The organism is Synechococcus sp. R6-5 (assembly GCF_047461775.1).
Lineage (GTDB): Bacteria > Cyanobacteriota > Cyanobacteriia > Thermostichales > Thermostichaceae > Thermostichus.
The window spans coordinates 1-24916 of record NZ_JANSHV010000032.1 but is presented as its reverse complement, the minus strand read 5'-3'; the positions used below and the strand labels follow the sequence as shown (position 1 = coordinate 24916).

The following is a 24916-nucleotide window of genomic DNA, read 5'->3' as shown; positions in this document are numbered from 1 at the left end:
CTTATTATTGACTAGAGTCATGCTCTTGAGATCTCGTCTAAGATGGTATTGATGTCGGCCCTACCCATTCCCCTGCTGGGGCAATCCTTGTCTGCTCTGAAAGACTGGGCGGTTGCCCAAGGACAGCCGGCCTATCGCGGGCAACAACTGCATGCTTGGATCTACCAAAAAGGGATCCGCTCCCTGGAACAGGTGACGGTGTTTCCCAAAGCTTGGCGAGAGGCGGTGCAAAGCTACCCAGTGGGACGCTCGCGCATTGTGCAGCGGACAGAGGCCCGCGATGGTACTGTGAAGTTTCTGCTGGGGTTGGCGGATGGGCAGTTGATCGAAACGGTAGGGATCCCAACGGCCAAGCGTCTGACGGTCTGCGTCTCTTCTCAGGTGGGCTGCCCGATGGCCTGCGATTTCTGTGCCACCGGCAAGATGGGCTACCGGCGCAACCTAGAGCTGCACGAGATTCTGGATCAGGTGTTGACGGTGCAGGAAGATTTTGGCCGTCGCGTCAGCCATGTGGTCTTTATGGGCATGGGGGAACCCCTGCTCAACCGCGATACGGTGGTACAAGCCATCCGCAGCCTGAATCAAGATATCGGCATCGGCCAACGGCATATCACCCTCTCGACGGTGGGGGTACCCCGGCAAATTGCCTGGCTGGCGCAGCAGGATCTGCAAGTTACCCTGGCCGTCAGCTTGCATGCCCCCAATCAAGACCTGCGGCAACGGTTGATCCCTTCGGCAGCCCACTACCCTCTGGACACTCTGATCCAGGATTGCCGCGACTACATGCTGCGCACCGGGCGGCGAGTCAGTTTTGAATATACCCTGCTGTCGGGGGTCAACGATCTGCCCATTCATGCCCGCCAACTGGCGCAATTGCTGCAGCAGGCCAGCCGGTCAGGGGTACAACTGCACGTGAACCTGATCCCTTACAACCCCATCTCTGAAGCTGACTATCAACGCCCCCACCCGACACGGGTCAGAGAGTTCGTCCGCCAGCTCGAACAGCACCAAGTGCGGGCCACTGTGCGCCAAACCCGTGGCTTGGATGGCAATGCCGCATGTGGTCAACTGCGGGGATCCTTCCTGCGTTCTTTGCCAGGGGATTTGTAATCGCCGCGCAACGCTTGCGCGAGTACATCAGCTCAGTCCGCAGGCGCGTCGTAACCAGGCGGCATCCTGTTCTGGCAAGGTGGCGTGGTGCATGGCGTAAACCTGCCGGTGATACTCGTCCAGCCAGGCTCGCTGCGCCTCGTTCAACAGTTCCCAATCGATTAAGCGCCCATCAAAAGGGATCCAAGTTAGGGAGCGAAAGCCCATCCAGCCCTCCGGCTCGGGAATGGCAATCACCTCGTAGAGATTCTCCAGGCGGATCCCACCCCATCCCGGCTGGTAGTAGCCCGGCTCGATGCTGTTGATCATGCCCACTTTGAGAGGGGTGCTGGCGCGGCGGTGGATCCCGTTGGGCCCCTCGTGGACATTCAAAAAGGCGCCGACACCGTGGCCGGTGCCATGGCCGTAATCCAGCCCGGCCTGCCAAAGGGTGGAGCGGGCGATCCCATCCAACGAGACTCCATAGGTGTCGGGGGGGAAGATCTGGCGGGCGCATTGAATGTGGGCCTTGAGCACCTCGGTATAGCGCCGCTTGCACAAGGGATCCGCGGGTTGCGGGCCAATCCAAACGGTGCGGGTATCGTCGGTGGTGCCCCCCAAGTAGTGGGATCCGGAGTCCAACAAAAACAGTTCGCCCGGCTGCAGCAGCTTTTGGGGATCCGGAGTGCTGTAGTGGATGATGGAGCTGTTGGCGCCGGCGCCGGCAATGGTGTTAAAGCTCAGGCCCACCCACTCCCCTTCCTCCCGGTAATGGGCCTCCATGATGGCGGCCACATCGGCTTCGCTGATGGGGATCCCCTGTTGGATTTGCCGGTCGATCCAGGCCAGGGTACGGATCTTGGCCCGGCTGGCTTTGCGGTTGGCCAGGCGCATCTGTTCCAGCTCGGTGGGGTTTTTCACGGCCTTGAGGGCTTCTACTGGGTGCTCCAGCTCGCGGCAGCTCGCATCCTGCAGCAGCTCTTGAGTGCCCTGGGTGGTCTGCTTGGGATCCAAGCCCACCGGCGCATAGCTCTTGGCCCATTGGGGCAGTTGTTGGCTGTAGGTCTCGTAGGGCCAGAGTTCCACCCCGGCTTCTGCCAGAAATTGCCGAGATGGGGGGCTGAGCCGCTCCAGATCCGTGAATAGAGCCGCTCTATCTAGGCTGACCAAAGCATAGGCCCAAAACACTGGGTTGTAGGGGATGTCGGATCCCCGCAGGTTAAACAGCCAGGCCACCTGATCCAATTTGGTCAGGGGCAACAGTCCCACCCGCTTGCGGCGCATCTCCTGCCGGACTTGGGCCAGCTTTTCTGCAGGGGTGGCCCCGCTTAGGTGGGTGGGTACCGAGTCAATGGGCCGGTCAAAGGGAGCGACAGGAGCGGATCCCTGAGCCAGCTTATCCACCAAGTTTTCCATGACCGGGATCAAGAGCACCCCTCCCGCTTGGGCATGGGCCTGCAACTGGCGATAGGTGGCCACCGCCACCGTAAAGGGATCCACCCCCAGGCGAAAGCCGGATCCCAGCTCTTCCACAATCTCCATCAGGCTGGGCTGATTCGGCAGACCTCCTTTGATCACTGTCAATAGATTGGGATCCACCTCCCGCTCCGCCTGTTCGTGATAGCGGGGATCTACCCACAGCCAAGCCCTGTCCCGGGTGATCAAGGCATCCCCCACCGAGCCGGTAAAGCCTGTGATCCACTGACGCCGCTTGCGATGTTCCGGCAAATACTCATTGAGGTGCTCATCAGCAGAGGGAACCCAAAAGCCATCCAGATCTTGTTCTCGCAGAAGCTGGCGCAACTGCTGCAAACGGGCGGCAATATCCAGGCGGGGTAAGGTTTGGAGCATGGCAGGAGTAGGGCAAAGCTGTTGTCATTCTAGACAAGGTTAGAAGTTTTCCCTTGCCCCTAGCCCTTGTCCCAAGGGGAGAGGGAAGCTTCCAATGCTGCAATCAGAACAAGAGCGCCCCTGGGTTTAGCGCTCCTCAGGAAAGCCCGCTTCTCGCCAAGCCCGCATGCCCCCATCCATCGAGATCACCCGACGATAGCCCATTTTCTGTAGATTATCGGCTGCCAACGCCGAACGAAACCCGCCGCCGCAGTACAGGACGATCTCCGCTTCTTTGTCGGGGATCACCCTCTCGATGTCCCGCTCAATGATCCCTTTGCTCAAGTGGATGGCTCCGGCAGCGTGGCCGGCTTGCCACTCCGACTCTTCCCGCACATCCACAAAATAGAAGGGATCCCCTTGCAGTTGTTTTTGCCTGACCTGCTCGACTGTCAGTTCTTGGATGCGGCTTTTGGCCTCGTTGACCAGGGCCAAGAAAGCTGGAGAGTGCTGGGGAGCCATGGAGAACAGGCGCTATGAGCCAAAGCTTATTCCAATCGATCTTATCTGGTCTGGACTTTGGGATCCCAACTGCCCTAAGGCTAGACTGGGATCCAGATTTGCCGGCTGGAGGCCCATGGCTTGAAATCCCGATCTAACTTTCCGCAACCGCTTTGGCCCCTTGCTCTGGCCGTGAGCTGGAGCATCCCCCTTGGATTGACAGCCGGTCACGTCAGCCGGACGGAGTCCTCGGCTTGGGCCCAAGCTGCCCCGATGCCCCTAGAAAGTGGGATCCAGCGGCAAGTTTCCAGCCCACCGCCAGCCGCCCTGGTGGAGTGGCTAAGCCAGCAGGTGGCCGCCGCCAACCGGCGGGATTTGCCAGGGGTGATGGCCGGCTACAGCCCCGACTTCCGCCACCGAGATGGGCTGGACCGGGAAGAGGTGGAAGGTGCCATCCGCAAGCTGTGGAGCTCTCATCCCAAGCTCACCTATTCGGCCCAGATCCTCTCCTGGCGGCAGGTGGGCCCTGAGATTGTTGCGGATATTCTCAGCCAAGTAGAGGGATCCCAATCCTCGGTGCGGGGGGACTTTCAGGTAGAAGCCTCTGCCCTGGTGCGCAATCGCTATCGCCCGGATCCAGCCAATCCCGGACAACTGCTGTTGATTGACCAAGAAGTGCTGCGGGAGGCCAGCACCCTCACCTCTGGATCTGCCCCTCCCACCGTCACCTTGAACCTGCCGGAGGTGGTCAAACCGGGATCCACCTATTCGCTGCAGGCGATTGTGGCAGAGCCTCTCACCCACTCTTTGCTGTTGGGCGCCGTTGCCGAACAACCCGTTGCCGGGGCGGGCTACCCAGAGGTGACCTCGTTTGCTCTCGAACCTCTACAGGCCGGAGGGATCTTCCTACAGGCAGATGCTCCGCAAGAACCCCGTTCTGAGTGGATTTCTGTGATGTTGGTTAACCAAACCGGCATCACGCTGGAGAGTCGGCGTCTTATCGTCAGCGATCGCTTGGCTCTGGAGGGATCCCTGGCCATCCCCACCGTCCCTTAGGAAATCTTCAGGATGATGAGGAATGGCTCTGGGGTAATCTGGACAGGCAGTTGAGCTTGTTAAGATGGGAAACTATGCGCCCCTCAGCTTGTTTGCTTTCTGGTGCTGGCCCTATTTTTGAGCGGTTGCGATAGCGGCGACTCCCTTGGTGCTCCGGTGGTGGATCGCCCCACTCCTGCCAGCAATTGACCGAACAATCCCGAGGGGTCTCGAAAGGTTGGGTCGAGGTGTCTTGAAAGGACCCAACCTCAAGAAACATTGGCATCTTTAGACGCCCGTCCATTCCAAGCCCCGCTACAGCTATCTGCAAAACTATCCGCTCTCTCCCACCCCCAAGGCAACAACAGGAGGTCAGGGAAAGAGCGGTCTAGCGGGCCTTCAACTGGAACCTGACTGCCGGGAGGAACTCCAAGCGAGCCAGAACGTGAAGACTCTTCAGCAGACTGAAGGATCTAAGTTCAGACCGTTAGAGAACAGCCCCGGCGCACAGCCGGCTGAACCCAACTTGACGACCCTTACAACTACTACTATCTGGCATCCGCAGGAACCTCCCTTACTAAACGACACCCTGAGACTAGCACAAATCTTTACCGAGGTGGCTGGCCGGATCCCCTATCTCCCAAGCGATGAAGAGGCAAGGTGAGGGATGGACTGCTGAGGATGAGGCGACAGCGTAGGATAGAGAGACGCCCTTTAGGTTGCTCGAGTTGCCGTGGACTACAAAAGTACCCTCAACCTGCCCCAAACTCAGTTTCCCATGCGGGCAGAGGCCGCCAAGAGAGAACCCGCCATTCAAGCCTTTTGGCAGGAAGAGCAAATCTACCAGCGCCTTGCCGACCACAATCCTGGGGATCCCTTTGTCCTGCACGATGGACCGCCCTACGCCAATGGCGATATCCACATGGGCACCACCCTCAACAAGATCCTCAAGGATATCGTCAACAAGTACCACATCCTGCAGGGGCGCAAGGTGCGCTACGTGCCCGGCTGGGATTGCCACGGCCTGCCCATCGAACTGAAAGTGTTGCAAAGCCTCACCCCGCAGGAGCGGGAAAACCTCACCCCTCTGCAGCTGCGACAAAAAGCCAAGGAGTACGCCCTGCACTACGTTGATGTGCAGCGGGCCAGTTTTCAGCGCCTGGGGGTATGGGGATCCTGGGATCGGCCCTACCTGACGCTGTCGCCGGAGTACGAAGCCGCACAGATTGAGGTGTTTGGACAAATGGCCCTCAAGGGCTACATCTACCGCGGCCTCAAACCCGTCCACTGGAGCCCCAGCTCCCAGACGGCTCTGGCGGAAGCGGAGCTGGAGTACCCTGACAACCACATCTCCCCCAGCATCTACGTGGCCTTTCCCCTGCAGAGCCTGAGTCCGGCGGCGCAGCCGGTTTTGGAGCCTTTCATGCCGGGCCTGCGGGCAGCCATCTGGACCACCACCCCTTGGACGATCCCGGCCAACCTGGCTCTCTGCTTTAACCCCAAGCTCACCTATGCAGTGGTGGAGTCTCCCCGCTTCGGCCTGCTGTTGATCGCCGCCGATCTGCGGGAGCGGCTGGAGAAGGTTCTGGAGACGCCTCTGGAGATCAAGGCCACCCTGCCGGGATCCGCCCTGGAATACAGTCAAGGACGGCACCCCCTCTTTGACCGCGCCAGCCTCTGCGTGCTGGGGGACTATGTCACCACCGAGTCCGGCACCGGCATTGTGCACACAGCTCCGGGGCATGGTGAAGATGACTTTAAAACCGGCCAAAAGTATGGTCTGCCCATTCTCAGCCCTGTGGACGATCAGGGGAGATTTACCGCCGAGGCCGGATCCCAGTTTGCCGGGTTGGATGTGCTCTCCAAGAAGCCGGAGACCAGCGGCAATGCTGCTGTCATCCAGGCTCTGCAGGCTGCGGGGGCTTTGCTCAAGGAAGAGCCCTACAACCACAAATATCCCTACGACTGGCGCACGAAAGAGCCAACGATTTTCCGGGCCACCGAGCAGTGGTTTGCGTCTGTAGCTGGCTTCCGGGAGCTGGCCCTGCAGGCCATTAAAACCGTGAAATGGATCCCGGCCATCGGGGAAAACCGCATCACCGCTATGGTGTCGGAGCGCTCGGATTGGTGTATTTCCCGCCAGCGGGCTTGGGGCGTGCCCATCCCCGTCTTTTACGACGAAGAAACCGGCGAGGTTCTGCTCACCGCCGAGACCCTCGACCACATCAAGGCCATCTTCGCCCAAGAGGGATCCGACGCCTGGTGGAAGCGCCCGGTGGAGGAGTTGCTGCCGGAGCAGTACCGCCGCAATGGCCGCACCTACCGCAAGGGCACAGACACCATGGATGTCTGGTTTGACTCCGGCTCTTCCTGGGCGGCAGTGGCCAAGGCGCAGGGGTTGGGCTACCCGGTGGATCTGTATTTGGAGGGCTCCGACCAACACCGGGGCTGGTTCCAATCCAGTTTGCTTACCTCCGTGGCCGTCAACGGCCATGCCCCCTACAAGGCGGTGCTCACCCATGGGTTTGTGCTGGACGAGAAAGGCCAGAAAATGAGCAAGTCCCTGGGCAATGTCATCGATCCGCTGGTGTTAATTAACGGCGGCAAAGATCCCCAGACGGATCCCGCCTACGGGGCGGATGTGCTGCGCCTGTGGGTCTCCAGTGTGGACTACTCCGGGGATGTGCCGCTGGGTAAGACCATTCTTGGGCAAATGGCGGATGTATATCGCAAAATCCGCAACACAGCTCGCTTTTTGCTGAGCAACCTCTACGATTTCAATCCGGCTCAGGATGCCGTTCCTTTTGCAGCCTTGACGGAGCTAGACCGCTACATTTTGCACCGCCTGCACGAGGTGGGATCCGAGATCGGCGAATCTTTTGCCAGCTATCAGTTCTACCGATTTTTCCAGGCGATTCAGAACTTTTGTGTGGTGGATCTCTCCAACTTTTACCTGGATATTGGCAAGGATCGCCTCTACATTAGCCATGCCCAAAGTCTACGGCGGCGCCAATGTCAAACGGTGCTCTCCCTGTTGCTGGAGAACTTGGCCAAGGCCATCGCCCCCGTTCTCTCCCACCTGGCCGAAGAGATTTGGAGCCATCTGCCCTATCCCAAGCCCACCCGTTCGGTGTTTGAGGGGGGGTGGATGAAGCTGCCGGAGCACTGGCGGGATCCCCAGTTGGCGGCCATTTGGGAGCAGCTGCGAGAGGTGCGCCAAGAGGTGAACAAGGCTCTGGAGCAAGCCCGTACCGGTCGCGTTAGCGGGACGGAGTCCTTTAAGCCCATCGGCGCTTCCACCGAGGCCAAGGTAATCCTGAAGGTAGCGGATCCCAGCCTATACGCTCTTTTGCAGGAGCGGGCTGCCGAGTTGCGCTACTTGTTCATCACCTCACAGGTGGAACTGGAGAAAACCTCAGGTCAAGGCTTGGAGGTCTCTGTTTTTCCGGCTGACGGCCAAAAGTGCGTGCGCTGCTGGAACTATTCCACCCGTGTGGGGGAATTTGCCGAACATCCAGAGCTGTGTGAGCGTTGTGTAGCCGCTCTGGCCGGGGAGTTTTGAATTAAGGACTCGTCCTGCTGGCGGGAAGGGATCCCCCTCTTTGAATTGGCTCTTTCTCCGGACAGGTCTTGTCGGCCTTCTTCGGGATCAAGGGGCAGAGCTGCGGGATGGGATCCCCTCGACATGGGTGTGCAGCACTTTGCCGCACAGGGTTTTCTCCAGCCAGGGAGTCGCTGGCGATCGGGAGTGGAGAGTGGCAACAGAAACCGTCCAAGGGTGGGTGGGATCAAACAGCACCCAGTCGCTGTGGGGGGTAAGGGTGGGCGGATCTAGGTTTAGGCAGCGGGCCGGGTACAGGCTGAGGGCAGACCACAGTTGCAGCGCCGTCAGGGATCCCGTTTCTACCAAATGGTGCCACAGCAGCGGCAGAGCCAGCTCCAGGCCCATCGCCCCCGGCGGAGCATTGGCAAAGGGCAGGGTTTTCTCTTCGTAGGTGTAGGGGTGGTGATCCGTAGCGATCCCCAAGTTGCCGGAACGGATCCCGGCGATCAGAGCCTCCCGGTCGCCGGCGCTGGGAAGAGGGGGCAGGAGACGAAGGTGGGGATCGTAGCGATGCTCAAGGACGGCCTCTTCGGACAAGATCAGGTGCATCCAAGTGGTGCTGGCGGTAACCGGCAGTCCTTCTGCTTGGGCCTGTTGGATCAGCTCCAGGCTGCGGGCTTGGCTCAGGCGCATAATATGCACAGGCGGAGGGGAAGGAACGCTCCTGATCACCTCCAAGAGACGGGCCAGAGCGGCAGTTTCAGCACTGGCAGGGATCCCTTTCAGCCCTAGGCGCAGCGCCCAGATCCCTTCGTAGAGGCTACCTTGCCCGGCCAAGGTGGGATCCCAGGCCCAGAGCAGCAGGGGTTTCTTCCCCAGCCGCAAATACTCCAGAGCCCGCCGCAGCAGAGCCAGGGAGCGCAGCGGCTGAACTTCTGCAAAACCAACTGCTCCCGCTTGCGCCAGTTCTCCCCAGGGGGTTGGAGTTTCTCCCTGGCCACCCACGCTCAGGGCAGCCCAGGGCAGCCAGCGGGGATCCCCCAATTGGCGGGGGTAGCGGTTCAAGTGCTCCGGGCGATCCAGCACCGGAAAAAAGCCGCTTCCGGGAAGGGGGGTGGGCAGAAGCCCCACCTGGGTAAAGCCTCCCGCCAAAGCCGCTGCAGCCAAAGAGGTCAGGGTTTCCCGACTGTGGGCCAGAAAGTGCTCCGCACCGCTTACGCGACCGCTGCCAACCATCTCGCCGCTGTGGGCATACAGATCCAGCAAACCCGGCCCCACTACCCAGCCTGAGCCATCGATGGTGGGGATGTCGGCAGGGATCCCTGCTGGCTCGGTGGCCCGCAGGCGACCCTCTTGCAACCACACATCGGTTACTTCATCCCGCTGACGCCAAGGATCCAACAGGCGCACTCCCTGGAGATGCACATTTTGTCCTGTTAGTCGTCCTGTTAGCTCGCGGAGAGGGGATGAGCCCATCTTTACAAAGCTCCAGCGGTGGTGCAGTCCAGGATCTGGCCGGACAGATGGGTGGTGAGGTTCAACACCTTCAAAACCGGGGCACCCTCCTTGCCTTCTGGATAGTCGATCACCGTAATGGCGCCATTCCCCTGCTTGAAGATCCAAAAGGCTTGGGGGGAAAGGTCGAACAACTGACAGATGATCGCCTTGTTGATGGCATCGTGGGCAACAACAACCGCCGTGCCCTGAGGAAACTGGGCTGCGGTGATGGCCAAAAGCTCCTGCCAAGCGGAGCGAGTGCGCTCCCACACCTGGTGAAGGTTTTCCCCATTGGGCATCTGCACACTGGCGGGATCCCGTTGCCAGCGCTCCAGCTCGCCGGGGTATTCGGCTTCGACTTCGCTTTGCAGCTTGCCCTCCCAGTCGCCGTGGCAGATCTCTTGCAAGTCGGGCATTGGGCGCAAAATGAGGTTGCCGTGGTTGCTGCAGATGGCATCGGCTGTGGCCCAGGGGCGCTTCAGGGGGCTGGAGAAGGCCAGTTGCAGAGGTTGAGTGGCCAAAAATTCTGCCACCTTGGCTGCCTGTTCCTCCCCGGTGGCATTGAGGGGGATATCCCGCTGCCCTTGAAAACGGCGCTCTCGGTTCCATTGGGTTTCCCCATGCCGCACCAGCAAGATGCGCATCCCCTGCTTGCGCTTGGGCAGGGCTTGGCCGAGGTGAGCGGTGATGTTCAGAGATTCCAGTTGTGGCGGCCCCTGCAGGCCCTCGGGAAAATTGAGAACGCTGATGGCGCAGTTATCCTGCCCAAGGCGGTGATAGTGGTGTGGCCCCAGGCCGATGGCGGTGCTGACCAGGGCGCGATTGATGCCGCTGTGGCCCACGATGAGGATATTGAGGGGCTGCCTTGGGGAGGGATCCGCTCCATGGTTCCAGGGGCCCGAAGCCGATTGCAGATGGAAAGCCAGCATTTCCCAAAACCCCTGCGCCTGCTGCCAGAGATCCCGCACCGGAAAGCGGCCCTCTAGCTCCAGGGTGTCGGGATGGTGCCGCCACAGGTGGTAATCTTCGGGGTATTTCTCCTGCACCTCGGCAAAGGTCAGCCCTTCCCAGGCCGTCAGGTCGATCTCCCGCAGTTGATCGGTAACGTGCAGAGGGATCCCTTCTCGGTCTTTCAAAAGGATGCGAGCTGTCTCGAGGGCGCGAGACAGGGGGCTGCAATAGGCGCAATCCAACGGGATCCCGGCCAGGGCCTCGGCTACACGCTGCGCCTGCACTTCTCCAGTGGGGGTGAGCCGGGAGAGATCGGAGCGGCCTTGAATGCGATTTTCCAGGTTGAAGGTGCTCTCACCATGGCGCACGATCAAGATGCGCAGGGCAGGCTGGTCGCGGTAGCGGGACGGAGTCCTTGCCATCGCTTGCATGGACTTACTCATCGCAGTAGCGGGGCGGAGTCCTTAGAACACCTTCTAGAGTACCGCCACTGGGCGGCGCTCGCCTTCCTCAATTCACCGGTTGGGCTGCCGACTGAGGCGTATTTGGGCTGGTCGCCGCTTGTGATGGGGGCATCTTTGGAGAATGGCCGCGCTGCGTTTCCGCTGGCAGAGGTTTTGGTTGAATGGACGTTGGCGAAGGGGGCCGGCTCGGTGCTCCTTGCCCTTGTTGTGGTGCTGTTGGCGCAGTTTTTCCCTCCACTGCTCCCTCAGGAGAGCCCCCTGCCACCGATAGAATCCGAGAAGACAAAGTGTATGATCCCTCTCCCCTAAGCAAGCACTGCTATGGATTCTCCACAAGTGGCTTGGGATCCCGGATCCCTGACCGAAAGCCCCAACCCGGCCACAGCCGAGATCGACCGTCTCAGCACCTGGGAACTGGTGAAACGGATCAACGCTGAGGATCGGCGGGTGCCGGAAGCGGTGGCTGCTCAGGCGGAGCCGATTGCCCAAGCCATCGATGCCATTGCCGAGCGGATGAGTCGCGGCGGGCGGCTGATCTATATCGGGGCAGGAACCTCAGGTCGGCTGGGGGTGCTGGATGCGGCTGAGTGCCCGCCCACTTTTGGCACTTCCCCCGCACAGGTGGTGGCTTTGATTGCCGGGGGGGAAAGGGCCCTGACCCAGGCGGTAGAAGGCGCAGAGGATGACGCGGAAGCGGCTGCCCGCGCTCTGGAGAGTCTCCACCTCCAAGCTCAAGATAGTGTTGTGGGAATTGCCGCCAGCGGTCGTACCCCCTATGTGCTGGGTGGGATCCAAGCCGCCAGAAGTATTGGGGCGCTCACGATTGGCCTGGCCTGCAATCACCCTTCTCCTCTAACCGAGCAGGTGGATATTGCTATTGCCCCTTTGGTGGGGCCGGAGGTAATCCTCGGATCCACCCGCATGAAAGCCGGCACAGCCCAAAAGTTGGTGTTGCATACGATCTCCACCGGGGTGATGATCCGCTTGGGCAAGACCTATGGCAACCTAATGGTGGATCTCCAGGCCAGCAATGCCAAGCTCAAGCAACGGGCGGAGCGAATGGTGGCCCTAGCCTGCGATCTGGATCCCGCCGCGGCTGCCCAATTGCTGCAGGCTTGTGATGGAGAGGTCAAAACCGCCATCCTTGTGGCCTTGCTGGGGTGCTCTGCTCAAGAGGCCCGTCAGCACTTGCAACAGGCCCAGGGCAACATTCGCCAGGTGCTTGATTCCGTTCTGGCGCAGCGGCGGTGACAATAGTTGAATGGCTTGTCCATGAGCGTTTGCGGCTACCTCTACACGCCTTCTCATGCTCCTTTGCCGGAACAGGAGTTGGCCTGGCTCAAGTTGCGAGGGGCCGATCCCATCCTGCACGATTGGGGATCCCGAACCTATCTGGAGGAGCTGTTCCGACGCATCACAGCCGGCTGGGTGCAGGAAGTGCTGCTCTTGCGCCTGTCGGATCTGGGGGATCGGGCGGATGAAATTCACGAGCGGCTGCTGCAAATCCAACACTCCGGGATCCGCCTCAGCTTGGTCACCGAATCCGGCCTGCAAACCCCCACCAAGGCTGCCGATTGGATCCCCCTGCTGGCCGAGATCCCCCATCAGTTGCAAAGCCGCCGCCTCTGCTGCAGCCAAGCCCAAAACCGCCTGGCGGGCAAACCCCCCCCTGGCCCTGCCCCCTTTGGCTACCGCCGCGAAGGGGAACGCTACGTGCTGGATCGCCGGCAGGCCAGCATCGTTCAGGATTTTTTCCAGCACTTTCTCCTCTACGGATCCCTGCGGCAGGCGGTGCGCTTCTTGGAGGAAAAACACCACAAGCGGATTTCTGTGGCCACCGGACGCAACTGGCTGCTCAACCCGGTATACCGCGGGGATCTGGCCTATGCCGACGGCACCACCCTGCGGGACACTCACCCGGCCCTTCTCAGCCGCACGGAAGCCGCCCAGATCGATCGCTGGCTCAAACGCAACCAAGGGATCCCTCGCCGCAGCGCCAGTGCTCCCCGCGCTTTGGCCGGCCTGGTTCATTGCTGCGCTTGTGGCAGCCTTCTGCGCATTGTGCAAACCACCCCTCGCAAGGGGAAAAAGAACGGATCCCCCTACCTCTATCTGCGCTGCCAAACCTGTCGCTACAGCCTCCCCTACACCGAAGTCCTGCAAGAGGTGATCCGGCAGGTGTGCGAACAACTGCCCCAACGCGCCCAGCAACTGGATCGACAAGCCCTCACTCAAGCCCGCCAAGAGCTGCAAGCCCAAATCCAGGCCAACGCCGAGCGGCTGCGGCAATTGGAAGAGCTGCAGCAATCTGGACTAATGGACGAGGCCTCCCTGGCCCAGCGTCGCTACCAGTTGCGAGCAGAGACGGCCCGCTTGGCCCAAAAGCTGGAGCAACTCCCCCCCGCCAACCTCACCCAGACCATCCAAACCCTCTCCATCCCGCCCTTCTGGCAAGACCTCAGCGAGACCGAACGGCGTGCCTACCTGCGGGAATTCCTGCGCAGGATCGAGGTGGATTCTGCAGGAGCGGTGCGAGTTACGTTTGCCTTTGATCCCTGAGAGTGAAGGGTTCTCCCCACCTTCCCCGGAGAATTGAGATCATTCTTGATTCTTTCTCGACTCAGCCCTGCCTCAGCGACAAGCCAAGAGGACGGGATCAGCGCCATGGCATAGCTGAATCCTTCCCGATTTGGGTGAATTGTCATCTGGAATTGTTTTCTTTTGATCACTGATGAAAGTATATCTAAAACTAAAATCGGGAAAAACATCAAAAATCGACTTGAGAAGCCCTGGGAACTTTCTTAGGACGATTTGCAAGATCTGGGAACTTCTAGCTTTTTGAGGGATCCACCTTTATCCTTCGCAACAGTTCTCAGGGGGCGGATCGGCTGCCGATAATGTCCCTTGTCTGCCCCATGGAGGAACGCGCTGTGAAGTTGGCAGTTTACGGAAAAGGTGGGATCGGCAAATCCACCACCAGTTGCAACATCTCGGTGGCCTTGGCCAGGCGGGGCAAAAAGGTCTTGCAGATTGGCTGTGATCCCAAGCACGACAGCACCTTCACCCTGACCGGCTTTCTCATCCCCACCATCATCGACACTCTGGAAGCCAAGGGCTATCACCACGAAGACATCTACCCAGAAGATGTGATCTACCGCGGCTACGGCGGCGTGGACTGCGTGGAAGCGGGTGGGCCCCCGGCAGGGGCCGGCTGTGGCGGCTATGTGGTGGGGGAAACCGTCAAACTCCTGAAGGAGCTGAACGCCTTCGATGAGTACGATGTCATCCTCTTCGATGTGCTGGGGGATGTGGTGTGCGGCGGTTTTGCGGCTCCCCTCAACTACGCCGACTACTGCCTGATCGTAACCGACAACGGCTTTGATGCCCTGTTTGCCGCCAATCGGATTGCTGCCTCGGTGCGAGAAAAGGCCAAAACCCGCAAGCTGCGGTTGGCCGGGCTGATCGGCAATCGCACCAGTAAGCGGGATCTGATTGACAAATACGTCTCGGCAGTTCCCATGCCGGTTATCGAGGTGCTTCCCCTCATCGAAGATATTCGCGTCTCGCGGGTCAAGGGCAAAACCCTCTTCGAGATGGCGGAAACCGATCCCAGCCTGGAGCCTGTCTGCCAGTACTACCTGAACATCGCCGATGAGCTGCTGGCCCGTCCGGAAGGGATCGTGCCCCAACCTGCCGAAGATCGGGAGCTGTTTGCTTTGCTCTCCGACTTTTACAACACCCCGGCCCGTCAACTGGCCCTGGTGTGACGGATCCCCTGCCAGCGGGGGCAGTGTGTCCAAAAATGAAGCCACTGTTTCGGAAAACCGTCGCAAACCTTATCAATTTGTTGTCCGATCCGCTTTCCCCCCCAAGATGGATCCTGTAGGGATCTCGCTTTGGGAAGGAAATGGCACAGGAGTTGGATATGCAAGGACAAGAGCAACCCACCGTCGTGATTACCGGAGCTTCCTCGGGTGTTGGCCTATACTCAGCTTTGGCATTGGCCAAGCGCGGCTGGCACGTGGTGATGGCCTGTCGGGATCTGGACAAAGCCTACCGGGTGGCCCAACAAGTGGGGATCCCCCAGGGCAGCTATACCCTGATGCAGATCGACCTAGCCAGCTTGGCCAGCGTGCGGCGGTTTGTCGAGCAATTCCGCAACTGGGGCCGTTCCTTGGACGCCTTGGTCTGTAATGCCGCCATCTACATGCCCTTGCTCAAGCAGCCCTTGCGCAGCCCGGAAGGATATGAGCTGACCATGGCCACCAACCATCTGGGGCATTTCTTGCTCTGCCACTTGATGCTGGAGGATCTGAAACGCTCCACCTATCCAGATCGGCGGCTGGTGATCTTGGGCACGGTTACCCACAATCCCAAGGAGCTGGGGGGTAAGATCCCACCCCAACCCCACCTGGGGGATCTGCGGGGATTTGCCCAGGGCTTTAAGGATCCCATCAGCATGGCGGACGGCGGCAAATTTGAACCGGTGAAAGCCTACAAAGACAGCAAAGTCTGCAATATCCTCACCATGCGCGAGCTGCACCGCCGCTTCCACGAAAGCACTGGCATCACCTTCCTCTCCCTCTATCCGGGGTGTGTAGCCACCACGGCTCTGTTCCGCCATCACTATCCCCTGTTTCAAAAACTTTTCCCCTGGTTCCAAAAAAACATCACGGGCGGATTTGTTTCTCAGGAATTGGCCGGAGAGCGGGTGGCCCAAGTGGTGGCCGATCCCGAGTTTCGTCGGTCGGGATTCTACTGGAGCTGGGGTAACCGGCAACGCAAGAATGCCAAGCCCTTTAACCAAGAAGTCTCTGACGAGGCGGCGGACGATGCCAAGGCCAAATTGCTTTGGGATCTCAGCGAAAAATTGGTGGGTGTGCCCCAGTTGGTAGCCCTCTAGTTGGCAACGTTCCCTTCTTTTATGTTTTTAGGAGACGAGCATGAATGCTGCTTTGGATAGTGCCAACGCCCTTAACTTCCAGTGCGAAACCGGCAACTACCATACCTTTTGCCCGATTAGTTGTGTAGCTTGGCTTTATCAAAAAATTGAAGACAGCTTCTTTTTGGTCATCGGCACCAAAACCTGTGGTTACTTTCTGCAAAACGCCATGGGGGTGATGATCTTTGCCGAGCCCCGCTATGCCATGGCGGAGCTGGAAGAGGGGGATATTAGCGCCAAGCTCAACGACTATGAGGAGCTGAAGCGGCTGTGCCTGCAAATTCAACGAGATCGCAATCCCAGCGTGATTGTCTGGATCGGCACCTGCACCACCGAGATCATCAAAATGGATCTGGAGGGCCTAGCCCAGAAGCTGGAAGGGGAGATTGGGATCCCGATTGTGGTGGCCCGGGCCAATGGCCTCGACTACGCTTTTACCCAAGGGGAAGACACGGTTTTGGCCTCGATGGCTCAACGCTGCCCAGAGCAGGTGCGGGCAGAGGAGCAGGAAACCCGCGGGGGTCTCCAGGCGCTTTTCTACGGGCTCCGCTCCGGAAAAAAGAAAGAGGAGGAAGGCTTCCACAAGCATCCCCCCTTGGTGATCTTCGGCTCGGTGCCCGATCCGGTGGTGACCCAACTCACCCTGGAGCTGAAGAAACACGGGATCCGCGTCTCCGGCTGGTTGCCGGCCAAACGCTATGGGGAGCTGCCGGCCATCGAGCCGGGCACCTATGTGGTGGGGGTGAATCCTTTCCTCAGCCGCACGGCCACCACGCTGGTACGCCGTAAAAAGGCTAAGCTCATCACCGCTCCTTTTCCCATCGGGCCGGATGGCACCCGCGCCTGGATAGAAGCCATTGCCCGCGAATTGGGGATCCCGACGCCAGGCTTGGCAGAGCGGGAAGCGGAAGTGTGGAGCCATCCCCAAGTTCGGGATTATCTGGAGCTGGTGCGGGGCAAAAGCGTTTTCTTCATGGGCGATAACCTGCTGGAGATCTCGCTGGCCCGTTTCTTGGTGCGCTGTGGCATGACGGTGCAGGAAATTGGGATCCCTTACATGGACAAACGCTACCAAGCGGCTGAGCTGGCCCTCTTGGAGCGCACCTGCGAAGAGATGGGAGTGCCCAAGCCCACCATCGTAGAAAAGCCGGATAACTACAACCAAATCCAGCGCATCAAGGCCCTGCAGCCGGATCTGGTGATCACAGGTATGGCCCACGCCAACCCCCTAGAGGCACGGGGGATAACCACCAAGTGGTCGGTGGAGTTCACCTTCGCCCAGATCCACGGCTTCGGCAACACCCAGGCTCTGCTGGAGCTGGTGACCCGACCGCTGCAGCGCAATGCTGCCCTCAAAGGCTTGGGTTGGGAACGGTTGGTGCGGGAAGAAGCCCCTGTCTAATTCTCCGGCTCTTCGTTGTCAAACAGTAGACCGTCCAGGTGATCTGGCAGTTGCTGCCGGTCGATCCAGACCATGCCCGCCAGAATAGCCTCGGCCTCGTTTTGAAAGTAGCCGTAGGCTTTGGCGCCAATCTCCGGCTCGAAAGAGCCATCTTGCTGGAGCAGTCGGCAGCGAAAGATAAACCCCTTCTCTGTAGCTTGGGTGGTGATGCTCCAGTTGCGGTGGATGTGCTCGGCCATAGCAGGGATCCCGGCTCGCGAGGGGGTAATTGTCAACTCAGAGGGTGCTCAACACCTCTCGCGCGGCGGCTAGAGTTTTCTCCACATCGGCCTCTGTGTGGGCCAGGGAGGTGAAGCCGGCCTCAAATTGCGAGGGCGCCAGATAGACTCCCCGCTCCAACATGCCGCGATGGAAGCGGGCAAATTTCTGCAGATCGGAAGTCTTGGCCTCTTCGTAGTTGCGCACTGGGCCGGCAGTAAAAAAGAAGCCAAACATGCCGGGCAGATAGCCCCCACACATCTCATGCCCTGTTTCCCGTGCGATCTCTAGGAGCCCTGTTGCCAACTTCTCGGTAATCCGCTCCAGATACTCGTAGGTGCCCGGACGACGCAAAATATCCAGCGTCTGGATCCCTGCTGTCATGGCCAGGGGGTTGCCGGAAAGAGTCCCTGCCTGATACATCGGCCCCGCTGGAGCCACCATTTCCATAATTTCTCGCCGACCGCCGTAGGCCCCCACCGGCAGGCCGCCGCCGATGACCTTGCCCAGGGTCGTTAAATCGGGGATGACCCCAAACTTGGCCTGTACACCGCCATAGCTGATGCGAAAGCCGGTCATCACCTCGTCAAATACCATCAGGGCTCCGTACTTTTGGGTGAGATCTCGCAAGCCTTCCAAGAAGCCCGGCTGGGGGGGAATAAAGCCGGCATTGCCCACCACCGGCTCTAGGATGACTCCGGCAATGGAGTCGGGGTGCTGTTCAAACAGGGCCTTGACTGCCTCCAGGTCGTTGTAGGGAGCCGTCAGCGTAGCGCTGGTAGCTGCCTTGGGCACCCCCGGCGAGTCTGGCAAGCCCAGCGTGGCCACCCCCGAACCGGCTTTCACCAAAAACATGTCCGCATGGCCGTGGTAGCAGCCCTCAAACTTGATCACCTTTTCCCGACCGGTATAGGCCCGCATCAAGCGCAGCACCGCCATGCAAGCTTCAGTGCCGGAATTGACAAAGCGCACCATCTCCACACTGGGCACCGCCTCAATGACCCGCTCCGCTAGTTCATTTTCCAGAACGCATGGGGCGCCGAAGCTGGTGCCTTTCTCCAAAGCTCGGTGCAGAGCCTCAATGACCTCGGGGTGGGCATGGCCGACAATCGCCGGCCCCCAACTGCCGATGTAGTCGATGTATTGGTTGCCGTCCACATCCCAGGCGTAGGCCCCTGAGACACGGTCGAACACGACGGGATCCCCGCCCACCGACTTGAAGGCCCGTACCGGAGAACTAACCCCCCCCGGCATGAGGCTTTGTGCCCGGGCAAAAATCTGTTTGGAGCGGGCGGTGTTAAACGAGGTGGAGTGGAGAGTGCTGGTCATAGAGCATAAGGAGCTTTCAACGCATTACCAAGGCTAGCAAGCAAGGGAGCTTTCTGGTGAGCCCTTTTACCGACCATGAAACTACAAACCCATTCCCGCCAGCGTGTCGATCACCTGCTCCAGGATCAGGGTGAGGTTGGGATGGGAGGTCTCGAACAGGCCCAGCGCCTCTCCGATGCGATCCCTGGGGCCTTGGCTCGGTTTGCTCTCGGTTCGGGATCCCAGCTCGGCCAGCACCGCTTCCACTTCCTGGCGAATGGTGGCAATGTGCTGCCGCTGCTTTTCGTCCAGGCCAGGGGTTTTTTGCAGCTCAACATCCAGATCGTGCAGCAGTTGTCGCAGTTTCGATTCGGCCATTCTGTAAAGAGACCTTAACGACTTGAGAACCGATTGAGTTTTGACCACCCTGCCTCAATCATACGGTCTGATGGGTTGAAGCAGGGATCCCTCTATCTAGGGTCTAAGAGCGGGTAAGCGGCGAAGGTTAACTTTTGCAGCCGGGGATCCTAGCATTGGAGCAACCTTTGTAGGATGGGCAGTAGAGTCTATCCCCATGTCTGAGCTGGCATTGGCCCTAGTAGGGGCGGCGGTTGCTGCTGCCCTTTTCGTTGGGATTTTCGTCTGGGAACAAAGACGCAGCCAAGAATTGCTGCAGCGGTGGGCGGCAAAGCAGGGCTACTCCCTGTTGAGCCAGGAGGCACGGTACTGGCGGCTGGGGCCTTTTTCCGGGAGCACTTCCAAGTATCAACGGGTATTCCGTGTGCGGATACGGGATCCGTGGGGGCAAGAACGCACCGGCTGGGTGAGGTTAGGGAACTGGTGGCTGGGGCTTTTGTCGGATCAGGTAGAGGAGCGGTGGGAGTAGGCTGGGATTGAACCACAGAAGGGGAAAGCAATGAACGGGATCAGGGGTTGGAAAGGGCTGAAGGGGGTGGCGTGGCTGGGCCTGGTACTGGCGGTGGCCCTGTTGGGTTGGAACGCAATCGCTGGAGGCGGAGCGATGGCCAGTCCCGCTGAGGGATCCCGAATGTTGACGGTTACAGGGCAGGGATCGGTCTCGGTGGAGAACTCCATTGCCCTCATTCGCTTAGGGGTAGTCATTCAAGGGGAGACGGCGCAATCGGTACAACAACAGGTGGCAGAACGCTCAGAGCGGCTGGTCAATCGCCTCAAGGAGCTGCAAGTAAGCGCTCTGCAAACCACCGGCATTTCCCTCTACCCGCAATACGACTATCGGGATGGCCAACCTCGCCTAACGGGTGTACAGGGGCAAAACAGTCTGCAATTCGAGGTGCCTGTGGCCAGAGCTGGGCAAGTGCTGGACGAAGCTGTGGCCGCCGGAGCCACCCAGGTGGAATCGGTCAGTTTCCGGGCCGACGATGCCACCCTGTTGGAAGCGCGCAGCCGCGCCCTAACCCAAGCCGTGAAAGATGCCCAACGCCAAGCCCAGGATGTGCTGGGGGTCTTGAACCTGAGCATCCGTTCCGTCGAGCGCATCCAGATTCAGAGCGATGGCTACATGATCCCGCCGCCGATCCCCTTTGCCCGCGCCGACTATGCCCGTCTAGAAACAGCATCCACACCGGTGGAGGGGGGACAGCAAACCGTGCGCGCCCAAGTCACCCTCGAGATCCGTTACTGAGCCTCTGCTTTGCTGCCTCGAATAATTCACAAATGTTCACCACATAGATTTCAGCTCTCCCGCCAAAGGGCTTCTGGTCAGAGCAAGCCTTGGGCAGCAACAGACAGCGGCTCTGGACGAGCGAAGTCTCAGTGATTCAAGAGTGATTCAATCCATCTAACCAACTCGGCAAAGTGGAAGCGGCTGCTGTTTGCTACCGCATTAGAATAACGATGGAAAGTTGCGGGTAGTTTGCTTTCCCGGATTTTCTCGCCATCCTGCCTCAGTTTGGTCTATGGATCCCAGACCGGAGAGCGCTAGTGCAGCTCCTGCGCCTGAGAAGGCGAAACTCGTCTCTGGCAGAAGTCAAGACGGCAGTCTGCAAGCCCGTGTACTGATTGTGGATGATAGCTACATGGTGGCAGAAATGCTGTCCAACTTTTTGGGCAAGCAGGGCTGCAGTATTTCTTATGCTTTGGATGGCCTCTCCGCGCTGGAGCAAATTCGCCGCCAACCCCCAGATCTGATCATTGCCGATTGGGTCATGCCCTCCCTGAACGGCCTAGACCTGTGCCGTCAACTGCGGCAACTGCCGGAATATGCTTGGGTGTACTACATCATTATGACTGCCCGCGAGGGCAACGATAGCATGGAGCGGGCTTTGGAGGCAGGTGCCGATGAGTTTCTCTCCAAACCCTTTCAGGCTGCAGAGCTGCTGACGCGGGTGCGGGCAGGGCTGCGCATTGTAGAAAGTCGCCGCCAGCAATATCTGCTCAAAACCGGGCAAAAATCTACTCCCTCTCCCCCCAAGTCGATTGGTTTGGAGGTGGGTAGCCGTCAAGATTTGGTGGCTCGTTTGCCGCTGCGGGTGGCCCAGGCCCGTGCCCAATCGGAACCCCTCAGCTTGTTTGTGCTGCGCTTGGCCAACCTCGGTTCTCTGGCACAAGGGCTGGATGCTGACGGTCGGGCTGATCTGCTCAAACTGTTTAGGGAGCGTTTGGCCAATAACCTGCGCGATGGAGACGACCTGTTTTGCTACGACGAGGGGCAGTTTATCATTCTGCTCTCCGGGAGCACCTTGGCTGCTGCGCAAATGGCTGCCGAACGCTGCTGCCAGCGAATGATTCAGGATCCCTTTGTGGTGAATGGACGGGCGCTGCCGGTACAGCTCCAGTTTGGAGCGGCCAGCCTCATGGACAGCGATGATCCCAAGGGGGTGGCTCTGTTGCGTCGGGCTGCCCAGGCTATGCGAGATAGCAGGAATGTGCACAGCTCGGTGGTGACTGCTCCCCATCCCATCCCAGTTTCCGACCGCGTCAGCGGAACGGAGTCCTCAGAGCTGCTGAAACGCCTGCAGCGTCTGGAAAAAGAAAACGCCGAACTGCGCCGAGAGTTGGAGACTCGCCTCAGGCAGATTGAGGATCTCCGCCAACACCATCAAGAGCTCAGCCAAAAAATGCAGGCTTCTGCACCGGAACTGTCCACAGCGGGATCCCTGGCCCATAGACCCTTCCGCTTGCGGCGGCGAAAACTCCGGCAGCTTTGTCTGAAGCGTCAACTGAGCCGTAGAAGACCGCGCCTGGCCTTGGGGCGGCTGAGCAGGTAGTGATGGGCTGAGCGAACGGGAGAGACGGAAGGGAGGTGCAAAAGGCTATGATGGGCATTCTTCAGGGTCAAGTGGCCGGATCTGGGATCTGGAGACCAGCAGGAAGATGGTTCCTAAACAACATTGAGCTAGTCTTGACGGCGGTAGGAATAGGGGTGATTCTGCTAAGTGGTTTTGTGGCCAGCCGCAGCGCTTTTTCGCTAGAAACGGCAACGGCGGTCAGCGCCACTTTGGTAGGGGTCGTCCACGGGATCCTCTTTTGGCTGTTGCGACGGCGGCAGAGACAGGTGAGGCGGGAGGCAATCGGGCAAATTCGGGAAATGCTAGAAGATTTGGGCAAAAACCGCCTGCAAACCATCAAGATGAGCTTATACATGGTGCAGATCCATCAACCGGAGCAGGAAGAGCGAACCCGAAAAAGCTTTGACCGCGTTTACCAGATCCTGGCGGAGATGAGCACCTTGATCGACCACATTTCGGAAGAATCTCTGGCCGGCTGGCGCCATCGCTACCGCCAGACTCTGCAGCGGGTTGAGTCGGAGTCTCAGTAGTTTTTAAATCGTCTTTAAATCTTGAGTGGCTTAAGGGATCCCTTGAGGAGTTGGCTGAGCCGGTGGACGGTCGGATTTCGGGAAGCACCCAATTGCTCGGTCTAATCGGGGATCCGGTGGCCCACAGCTTATCCCCAGCCATGCACAATGCTGCTTTGGCAGCTATGGGGGAAAACTATTGCTATGTGCCGTTTCCGGTGGCTCCAAAACACTTGGCGGCGGCGGTGGCAGGGCTGGCGGCCATTGGGGTGCGGGGGTTTAATGTGACGATTCCTCACAAACAGGCCATTCTCCCTTTGCTCGATCAGATTGAATCGCGGGCAGCAGCGGTGGGGGCGGTGAATACGGTTTACCCCTTGCCAGAGGGCGGGTGGGCGGGCACCAATACCGATATCGATGGCTTTGTCCAGCCTTTGCTGGGCCTGGAAAAAGGGATCCCTACTCTCATTCTGGGATCCGGGGGGGCAGCGCGGGCGGCCATCCAAGGCTGTTTGGAGTTGGGGCTGGGGCCGGTGCGGGTGGCGGGGCGATCCCCCAACCCATTGCTGGCCTTGCAACAGACCTGGCCTCAGGTGGAGACGGTGAACTGGGCGGAGTTGAATTGCTACCTGTCTCAGACGCGGCTTTTGGTCAACACCACCCCCGTGGGCATGCACAAGCCGGGATCCCCTGGCGGTCAGGAGCTCTCTCCCCTGAGCCGGGAGCAACTGGGCCTGCTGTCTCCGGGTGCCATCGTGTACGACCTGATCTATGTGCCGGATCCCACTCCTCTGCTGCGGATGGCCGCCGAGTTGGGACATACCCCCATCAGTGGGCTGGAGATGCTGGTTCACCAGGGGGCCAAGGCTCTATCGCTTTGGCTGGGAGGCAAGCCTGTGCCAGTAGAGGTGATGCGGCAGGCAGCTCAACACCAGTTGGCCCAGGTTTAGGGTCACTCCAGGCCAGTTGGAAGCCCTCTCTCAAGGTGTAATGAGATAACAACAACTACCGGCCTAGCAATCCAAGGTTGTTTCCCGCTCCCAGGGCGTGATCTGACGGTTGTATTCCTGCCACTGTTGGCGTTTGAGCTTGAGGTAGGCATTCACAAAGGGATCCCCAAGCCTGCTGCGGAACAGGGTGTTTTGGTCTAAATGGTTGAGGGCTTCGACCAGAGAGCCGGGCAACGTTGGGGCATTGGGGAGGGGATCGGTGTAGGCGTTGTTGTCACAGCGGGGGCCAGGATCCCGTTGGTGTTGGATCCCGTCCAGGCCGGCGGCAATGAGACCGGCAGCCAAAAGGTAGGGATTGGCAGCAGCATCGGCCAAACGCAATTCAAACCGCCCGGCATCCGGGATCCGAATGGCGTGGGTGCGATTATTGCCGCTGTAGCTGATCGTATTGGGAGACCAGGTGGCCCCAGAGAGCGTGACGGGGGCATTGAGGCGGCGATAAGAATTGACCGTTGGGTTGGTGAGGGCACACAAAGCAGGTGCATGGTGTAGCACCCCGCCGATGAAGTGATAGGCCAGTTGAGAAAGCCCCAATTCCCCTTGGGGATCGGCGAATAGGTTTTGCTCCCCCTGCCAAAGAGAAATATGGGTGTGGCAGCCGTTGCCCGTCAGATGGGCAAAGGGTTTGGGCATGAAGGTAGCTCGATAGCCATGCTTTTCGGCAATGCTTTTCACCATGTATTTGAAAAAGGCGTGGCGATCAGCCGTAACTAGGGCATCGTCAAACCGCCAGTTCATCTCAAACTGGCCGTTGGCATCCTCGTGATCGTTTTGATAGGGATCCCAGCCCAGCTTCTGCATGCCATCGCAGATGTCTCGGATCACCGAAAAACGCCGCATCAAACTTTGCTGGTCATAGCAGGGCTTGGCCTGCTGGTCGCGCTCATCGGAAATGGCCCACTCTTCGGGCGACAGAAGCATGAACTCGCATTCGATCCCCGTCTTGACTTGAAAGCCCATGGCTTCTGCTTGGGACAACACCTTCTTCAATACCCAGCGGGGGGTTTGTGGCAAGGGATCCCCGTTGACCTGAATTAGATCGGCAGGCATCCAGGCCACTTCCGGCTGCCAGGGCAGTTGAAACAAGCGCTCGCGCTCCGGCTGGGCAAACACATCGGGGTCTGCAGGCGTCAAGTCCAACCAGGCAGCAAACCCGGCAAATCCAGCCTGACCCTCTGCCATGAAGTCGATAACTGAGGCAGGCACCAGCTTGGCCCGTTGGATCCCAAGCAGGTCGGTAAAAGAGAGCAGAAAGTAGTTGATCCCTTGGGCGCGGGCAATTTCAGCTAGAAATCGCAGGAGCCCCG

Annotated in this window: 21 protein-coding genes; 13 read left to right on the top strand and 8 right to left on the bottom strand. The window is 59.4% G+C overall.

Going from position 1 to position 24916, the window contains the following annotated elements:
• The first annotated feature begins 51 nt into the window (after positions 1–51).
• On the top strand, positions 52–1110 hold the full coding sequence (gene rlmN, locus NW818_RS01900) for a 23S rRNA (adenine(2503)-C(2))-methyltransferase RlmN (protein ID WP_414423691.1): 1059 nt from the start codon (positions 52–54) through the stop codon (positions 1108–1110).
• Positions 1111–1137: 27 nt separating this feature from the next.
• Here rlmN and NW818_RS01895 read toward each other — a convergent pair whose 3' ends face one another.
• Complete coding sequence (locus NW818_RS01895; protein ID WP_414423690.1) at positions 1138–2940, bottom strand: aminopeptidase P family protein; 1803 nt, start codon at positions 2938–2940, stop codon at positions 1138–1140.
• Between the two features lie 126 nt (positions 2941–3066).
• A complete protein-coding gene (locus NW818_RS01890; protein WP_011432658.1) occupies positions 3067–3441 on the bottom strand; it encodes a rhodanese-like domain-containing protein in 375 nt (124 codons plus the stop codon).
• Positions 3442–3561: 120 nt separating this feature from the next.
• Between NW818_RS01890 and NW818_RS01885 the strand changes: the two genes are divergently transcribed.
• Together NW818_RS01885 and ileS are read left to right on the top strand one after the other, a co-directional pair.
• On the top strand, positions 3562–4476 hold the full coding sequence (locus NW818_RS01885) for a hypothetical protein (protein WP_414423689.1): 915 nt from the start codon (positions 3562–3564) through the stop codon (positions 4474–4476).
• A gap of 757 nt (positions 4477–5233) precedes the next feature.
• Positions 5234–8017: an isoleucine--tRNA ligase gene (ileS, locus tag NW818_RS01880; RefSeq protein WP_414423694.1), complete on the top strand. Its 2784-nt coding sequence runs from the start codon at positions 5234–5236 to the stop codon at positions 8015–8017.
• 87 nt (positions 8018–8104) lie between these two features.
• On the opposite strand, the gene NW818_RS01875 is transcribed toward ileS, so the two are convergent.
• Together NW818_RS01875 and NW818_RS01870 are read right to left on the bottom strand one after the other, a co-directional pair.
• Positions 8105–9475 (bottom strand): dihydroorotase, encoded by a 1371-nt coding sequence (locus NW818_RS01875; protein WP_414423688.1) that lies wholly within the window; start codon positions 9473–9475, stop codon positions 8105–8107.
• A 2-nt stretch (positions 9476–9477) separates the two neighbouring features.
• Complete coding sequence (locus tag NW818_RS01870; RefSeq protein ID WP_414423687.1) at positions 9478–10878, bottom strand: histidine phosphatase family protein; 1401 nt, start codon at positions 10876–10878, stop codon at positions 9478–9480.
• A gap of 354 nt (positions 10879–11232) precedes the next feature.
• Between NW818_RS01870 and murQ the strand changes: the two genes are divergently transcribed.
• The 5 genes from murQ (at position 11233) to NW818_RS01845 (ending at position 17255) form a co-directional block, all read left to right on the top strand.
• A complete protein-coding gene (gene murQ / locus NW818_RS01865; protein WP_414423686.1) occupies positions 11233–12162 on the top strand; it encodes an N-acetylmuramic acid 6-phosphate etherase in 930 nt (309 codons plus the stop codon).
• A 21-nt stretch (positions 12163–12183) separates the two neighbouring features.
• Positions 12184–13470 (top strand): recombinase family protein, encoded by a 1287-nt coding sequence (locus NW818_RS01860; protein WP_414423685.1) that lies wholly within the window; start codon positions 12184–12186, stop codon positions 13468–13470.
• 371 nt (positions 13471–13841) lie between these two features.
• Positions 13842–14678, top strand: coding sequence for a ferredoxin:protochlorophyllide reductase (ATP-dependent) iron-sulfur ATP-binding protein (bchL, locus tag NW818_RS01855; RefSeq protein ID WP_041437180.1), 837 nt, complete (start codon positions 13842–13844; stop codon positions 14676–14678).
• Positions 14679–14836: 158 nt separating this feature from the next.
• The gene (locus tag NW818_RS01850) at positions 14837–15814 is read left to right on the top strand and encodes a protochlorophyllide reductase (RefSeq protein ID WP_414414057.1); all 978 of its coding nucleotides are present in this window, start codon (positions 14837–14839) and stop codon (positions 15812–15814) included.
• A 40-nt stretch (positions 15815–15854) separates the two neighbouring features.
• Positions 15855–17255: a ferredoxin:protochlorophyllide reductase (ATP-dependent) subunit N gene (locus tag NW818_RS01845; RefSeq protein WP_414423684.1), complete on the top strand. Its 1401-nt coding sequence runs from the start codon at positions 15855–15857 to the stop codon at positions 17253–17255.
• Here the strand turns inward: NW818_RS01845 and NW818_RS01840 are convergent.
• From NW818_RS01840 to NW818_RS01830, 3 genes are all read right to left on the bottom strand, one after another.
• Positions 17252–17494, bottom strand: coding sequence for a hypothetical protein (locus NW818_RS01840; protein ID WP_414423683.1), 243 nt, complete (start codon positions 17492–17494; stop codon positions 17252–17254). The genes NW818_RS01845 and NW818_RS01840 overlap by 4 nt on opposite strands.
• Positions 17495–17531: 37 nt before the next feature.
• The gene (gene hemL / locus NW818_RS01835; RefSeq protein WP_414423682.1) at positions 17532–18842 is read right to left on the bottom strand and encodes a glutamate-1-semialdehyde 2,1-aminomutase; all 1311 of its coding nucleotides are present in this window, start codon (positions 18840–18842) and stop codon (positions 17532–17534) included.
• Positions 18843–18923: 81 nt separating this feature from the next.
• Positions 18924–19199 (bottom strand): DUF4404 family protein, encoded by a 276-nt coding sequence (locus tag NW818_RS01830; RefSeq protein ID WP_414417087.1) that lies wholly within the window; start codon positions 19197–19199, stop codon positions 18924–18926.
• Positions 19200–19395: 196 nt separating this feature from the next.
• Between NW818_RS01830 and NW818_RS01825 the strand changes: the two genes are divergently transcribed.
• The 5 genes from NW818_RS01825 (at position 19396) to NW818_RS01805 (ending at position 23549) form a co-directional block, all read left to right on the top strand.
• Positions 19396–19707, top strand: a complete 312-nt coding sequence (locus NW818_RS01825) for a hypothetical protein (protein WP_414423681.1) — start codon at positions 19396–19398, stop codon at positions 19705–19707.
• 30 nt (positions 19708–19737) lie between these two features.
• The gene (locus tag NW818_RS01820) at positions 19738–20484 is read left to right on the top strand and encodes an SIMPL domain-containing protein (RefSeq protein WP_414423680.1); all 747 of its coding nucleotides are present in this window, start codon (positions 19738–19740) and stop codon (positions 20482–20484) included.
• A 394-nt stretch (positions 20485–20878) separates the two neighbouring features.
• Entirely contained in the window at positions 20879–22069 is a 1191-nt protein-coding gene (locus NW818_RS01815; RefSeq protein ID WP_414423679.1) for a response regulator, read from the top strand.
• Between the two features lie 47 nt (positions 22070–22116).
• Positions 22117–22620, top strand: a complete 504-nt coding sequence (locus NW818_RS01810) for a hypothetical protein (protein ID WP_414423678.1) — start codon at positions 22117–22119, stop codon at positions 22618–22620.
• A 62-nt stretch (positions 22621–22682) separates the two neighbouring features.
• Positions 22683–23549 (top strand): shikimate dehydrogenase, encoded by an 867-nt coding sequence (locus NW818_RS01805; protein ID WP_414423693.1) that lies wholly within the window; start codon positions 22683–22685, stop codon positions 23547–23549.
• A gap of 63 nt (positions 23550–23612) precedes the next feature.
• Here the strand turns inward: NW818_RS01805 and glnT are convergent, their stop codons facing one another.
• Positions 23613–24908 (bottom strand): type III glutamate--ammonia ligase, encoded by a 1296-nt coding sequence (gene glnT / locus NW818_RS01800; RefSeq protein ID WP_414423692.1) that lies wholly within the window; start codon positions 24906–24908, stop codon positions 23613–23615.
• Positions 24909–24916 lie beyond the last annotated feature (8 nt).

What these genes read in the sequence shown, in the direction of transcription:
- rlmN (WP_414423691.1), top strand. Translation starts at nt 52, where the DNA reads ATGTCGGCCCTACCCATTCCCCTGCTGGGGCAATCCTTGTCTGCTCTG.
- NW818_RS01895 (WP_414423690.1), bottom strand. Translation starts at nt 2,940, where the DNA reads ATGCTCCAAACCTTACCCCGCCTGGATATTGCCGCCCGTTTGCAGCAG.
- NW818_RS01890 (WP_011432658.1), bottom strand. Translation starts at nt 3,441, where the DNA reads ATGGCTCCCCAGCACTCTCCAGCTTTCTTGGCCCTGGTCAACGAGGCC.
- ileS (WP_414423694.1), top strand. Translation starts at nt 5,234, where the DNA reads ATGCGGGCAGAGGCCGCCAAGAGAGAACCCGCCATTCAAGCCTTTTGG.
- NW818_RS01875 (WP_414423688.1), bottom strand. Translation starts at nt 9,475, where the DNA reads ATGGGCTCATCCCCTCTCCGCGAGCTAACAGGACGACTAACAGGACAA.
- NW818_RS01870 (WP_414423687.1), bottom strand. Translation starts at nt 10,878, where the DNA reads ATGCAAGCGATGGCAAGGACTCCGTCCCGCTACCGCGACCAGCCTGCC.
- murQ (WP_414423686.1), top strand. Translation starts at nt 11,233, where the DNA reads ATGGATTCTCCACAAGTGGCTTGGGATCCCGGATCCCTGACCGAAAGC.
- NW818_RS01860 (WP_414423685.1), top strand. Translation starts at nt 12,184, where the DNA reads ATGAGCGTTTGCGGCTACCTCTACACGCCTTCTCATGCTCCTTTGCCG.
- NW818_RS01850 (WP_414414057.1), top strand. Translation starts at nt 14,837, where the DNA reads ATGCAAGGACAAGAGCAACCCACCGTCGTGATTACCGGAGCTTCCTCG.
- NW818_RS01845 (WP_414423684.1), top strand. Translation starts at nt 15,855, where the DNA reads ATGAATGCTGCTTTGGATAGTGCCAACGCCCTTAACTTCCAGTGCGAA.
- NW818_RS01840 (WP_414423683.1), bottom strand. Translation starts at nt 17,494, where the DNA reads ATGGCCGAGCACATCCACCGCAACTGGAGCATCACCACCCAAGCTACA.
- hemL (WP_414423682.1), bottom strand. Translation starts at nt 18,842, where the DNA reads ATGACCAGCACTCTCCACTCCACCTCGTTTAACACCGCCCGCTCCAAA.
- NW818_RS01830 (WP_414417087.1), bottom strand. Translation starts at nt 19,199, where the DNA reads ATGGCCGAATCGAAACTGCGACAACTGCTGCACGATCTGGATGTTGAG.
- NW818_RS01825 (WP_414423681.1), top strand. Translation starts at nt 19,396, where the DNA reads ATGTCTGAGCTGGCATTGGCCCTAGTAGGGGCGGCGGTTGCTGCTGCC.
- NW818_RS01820 (WP_414423680.1), top strand. Translation starts at nt 19,738, where the DNA reads ATGAACGGGATCAGGGGTTGGAAAGGGCTGAAGGGGGTGGCGTGGCTG.
- NW818_RS01815 (WP_414423679.1), top strand. Translation starts at nt 20,879, where the DNA reads ATGGTGGCAGAAATGCTGTCCAACTTTTTGGGCAAGCAGGGCTGCAGT.
- NW818_RS01810 (WP_414423678.1), top strand. Translation starts at nt 22,117, where the DNA reads ATGATGGGCATTCTTCAGGGTCAAGTGGCCGGATCTGGGATCTGGAGA.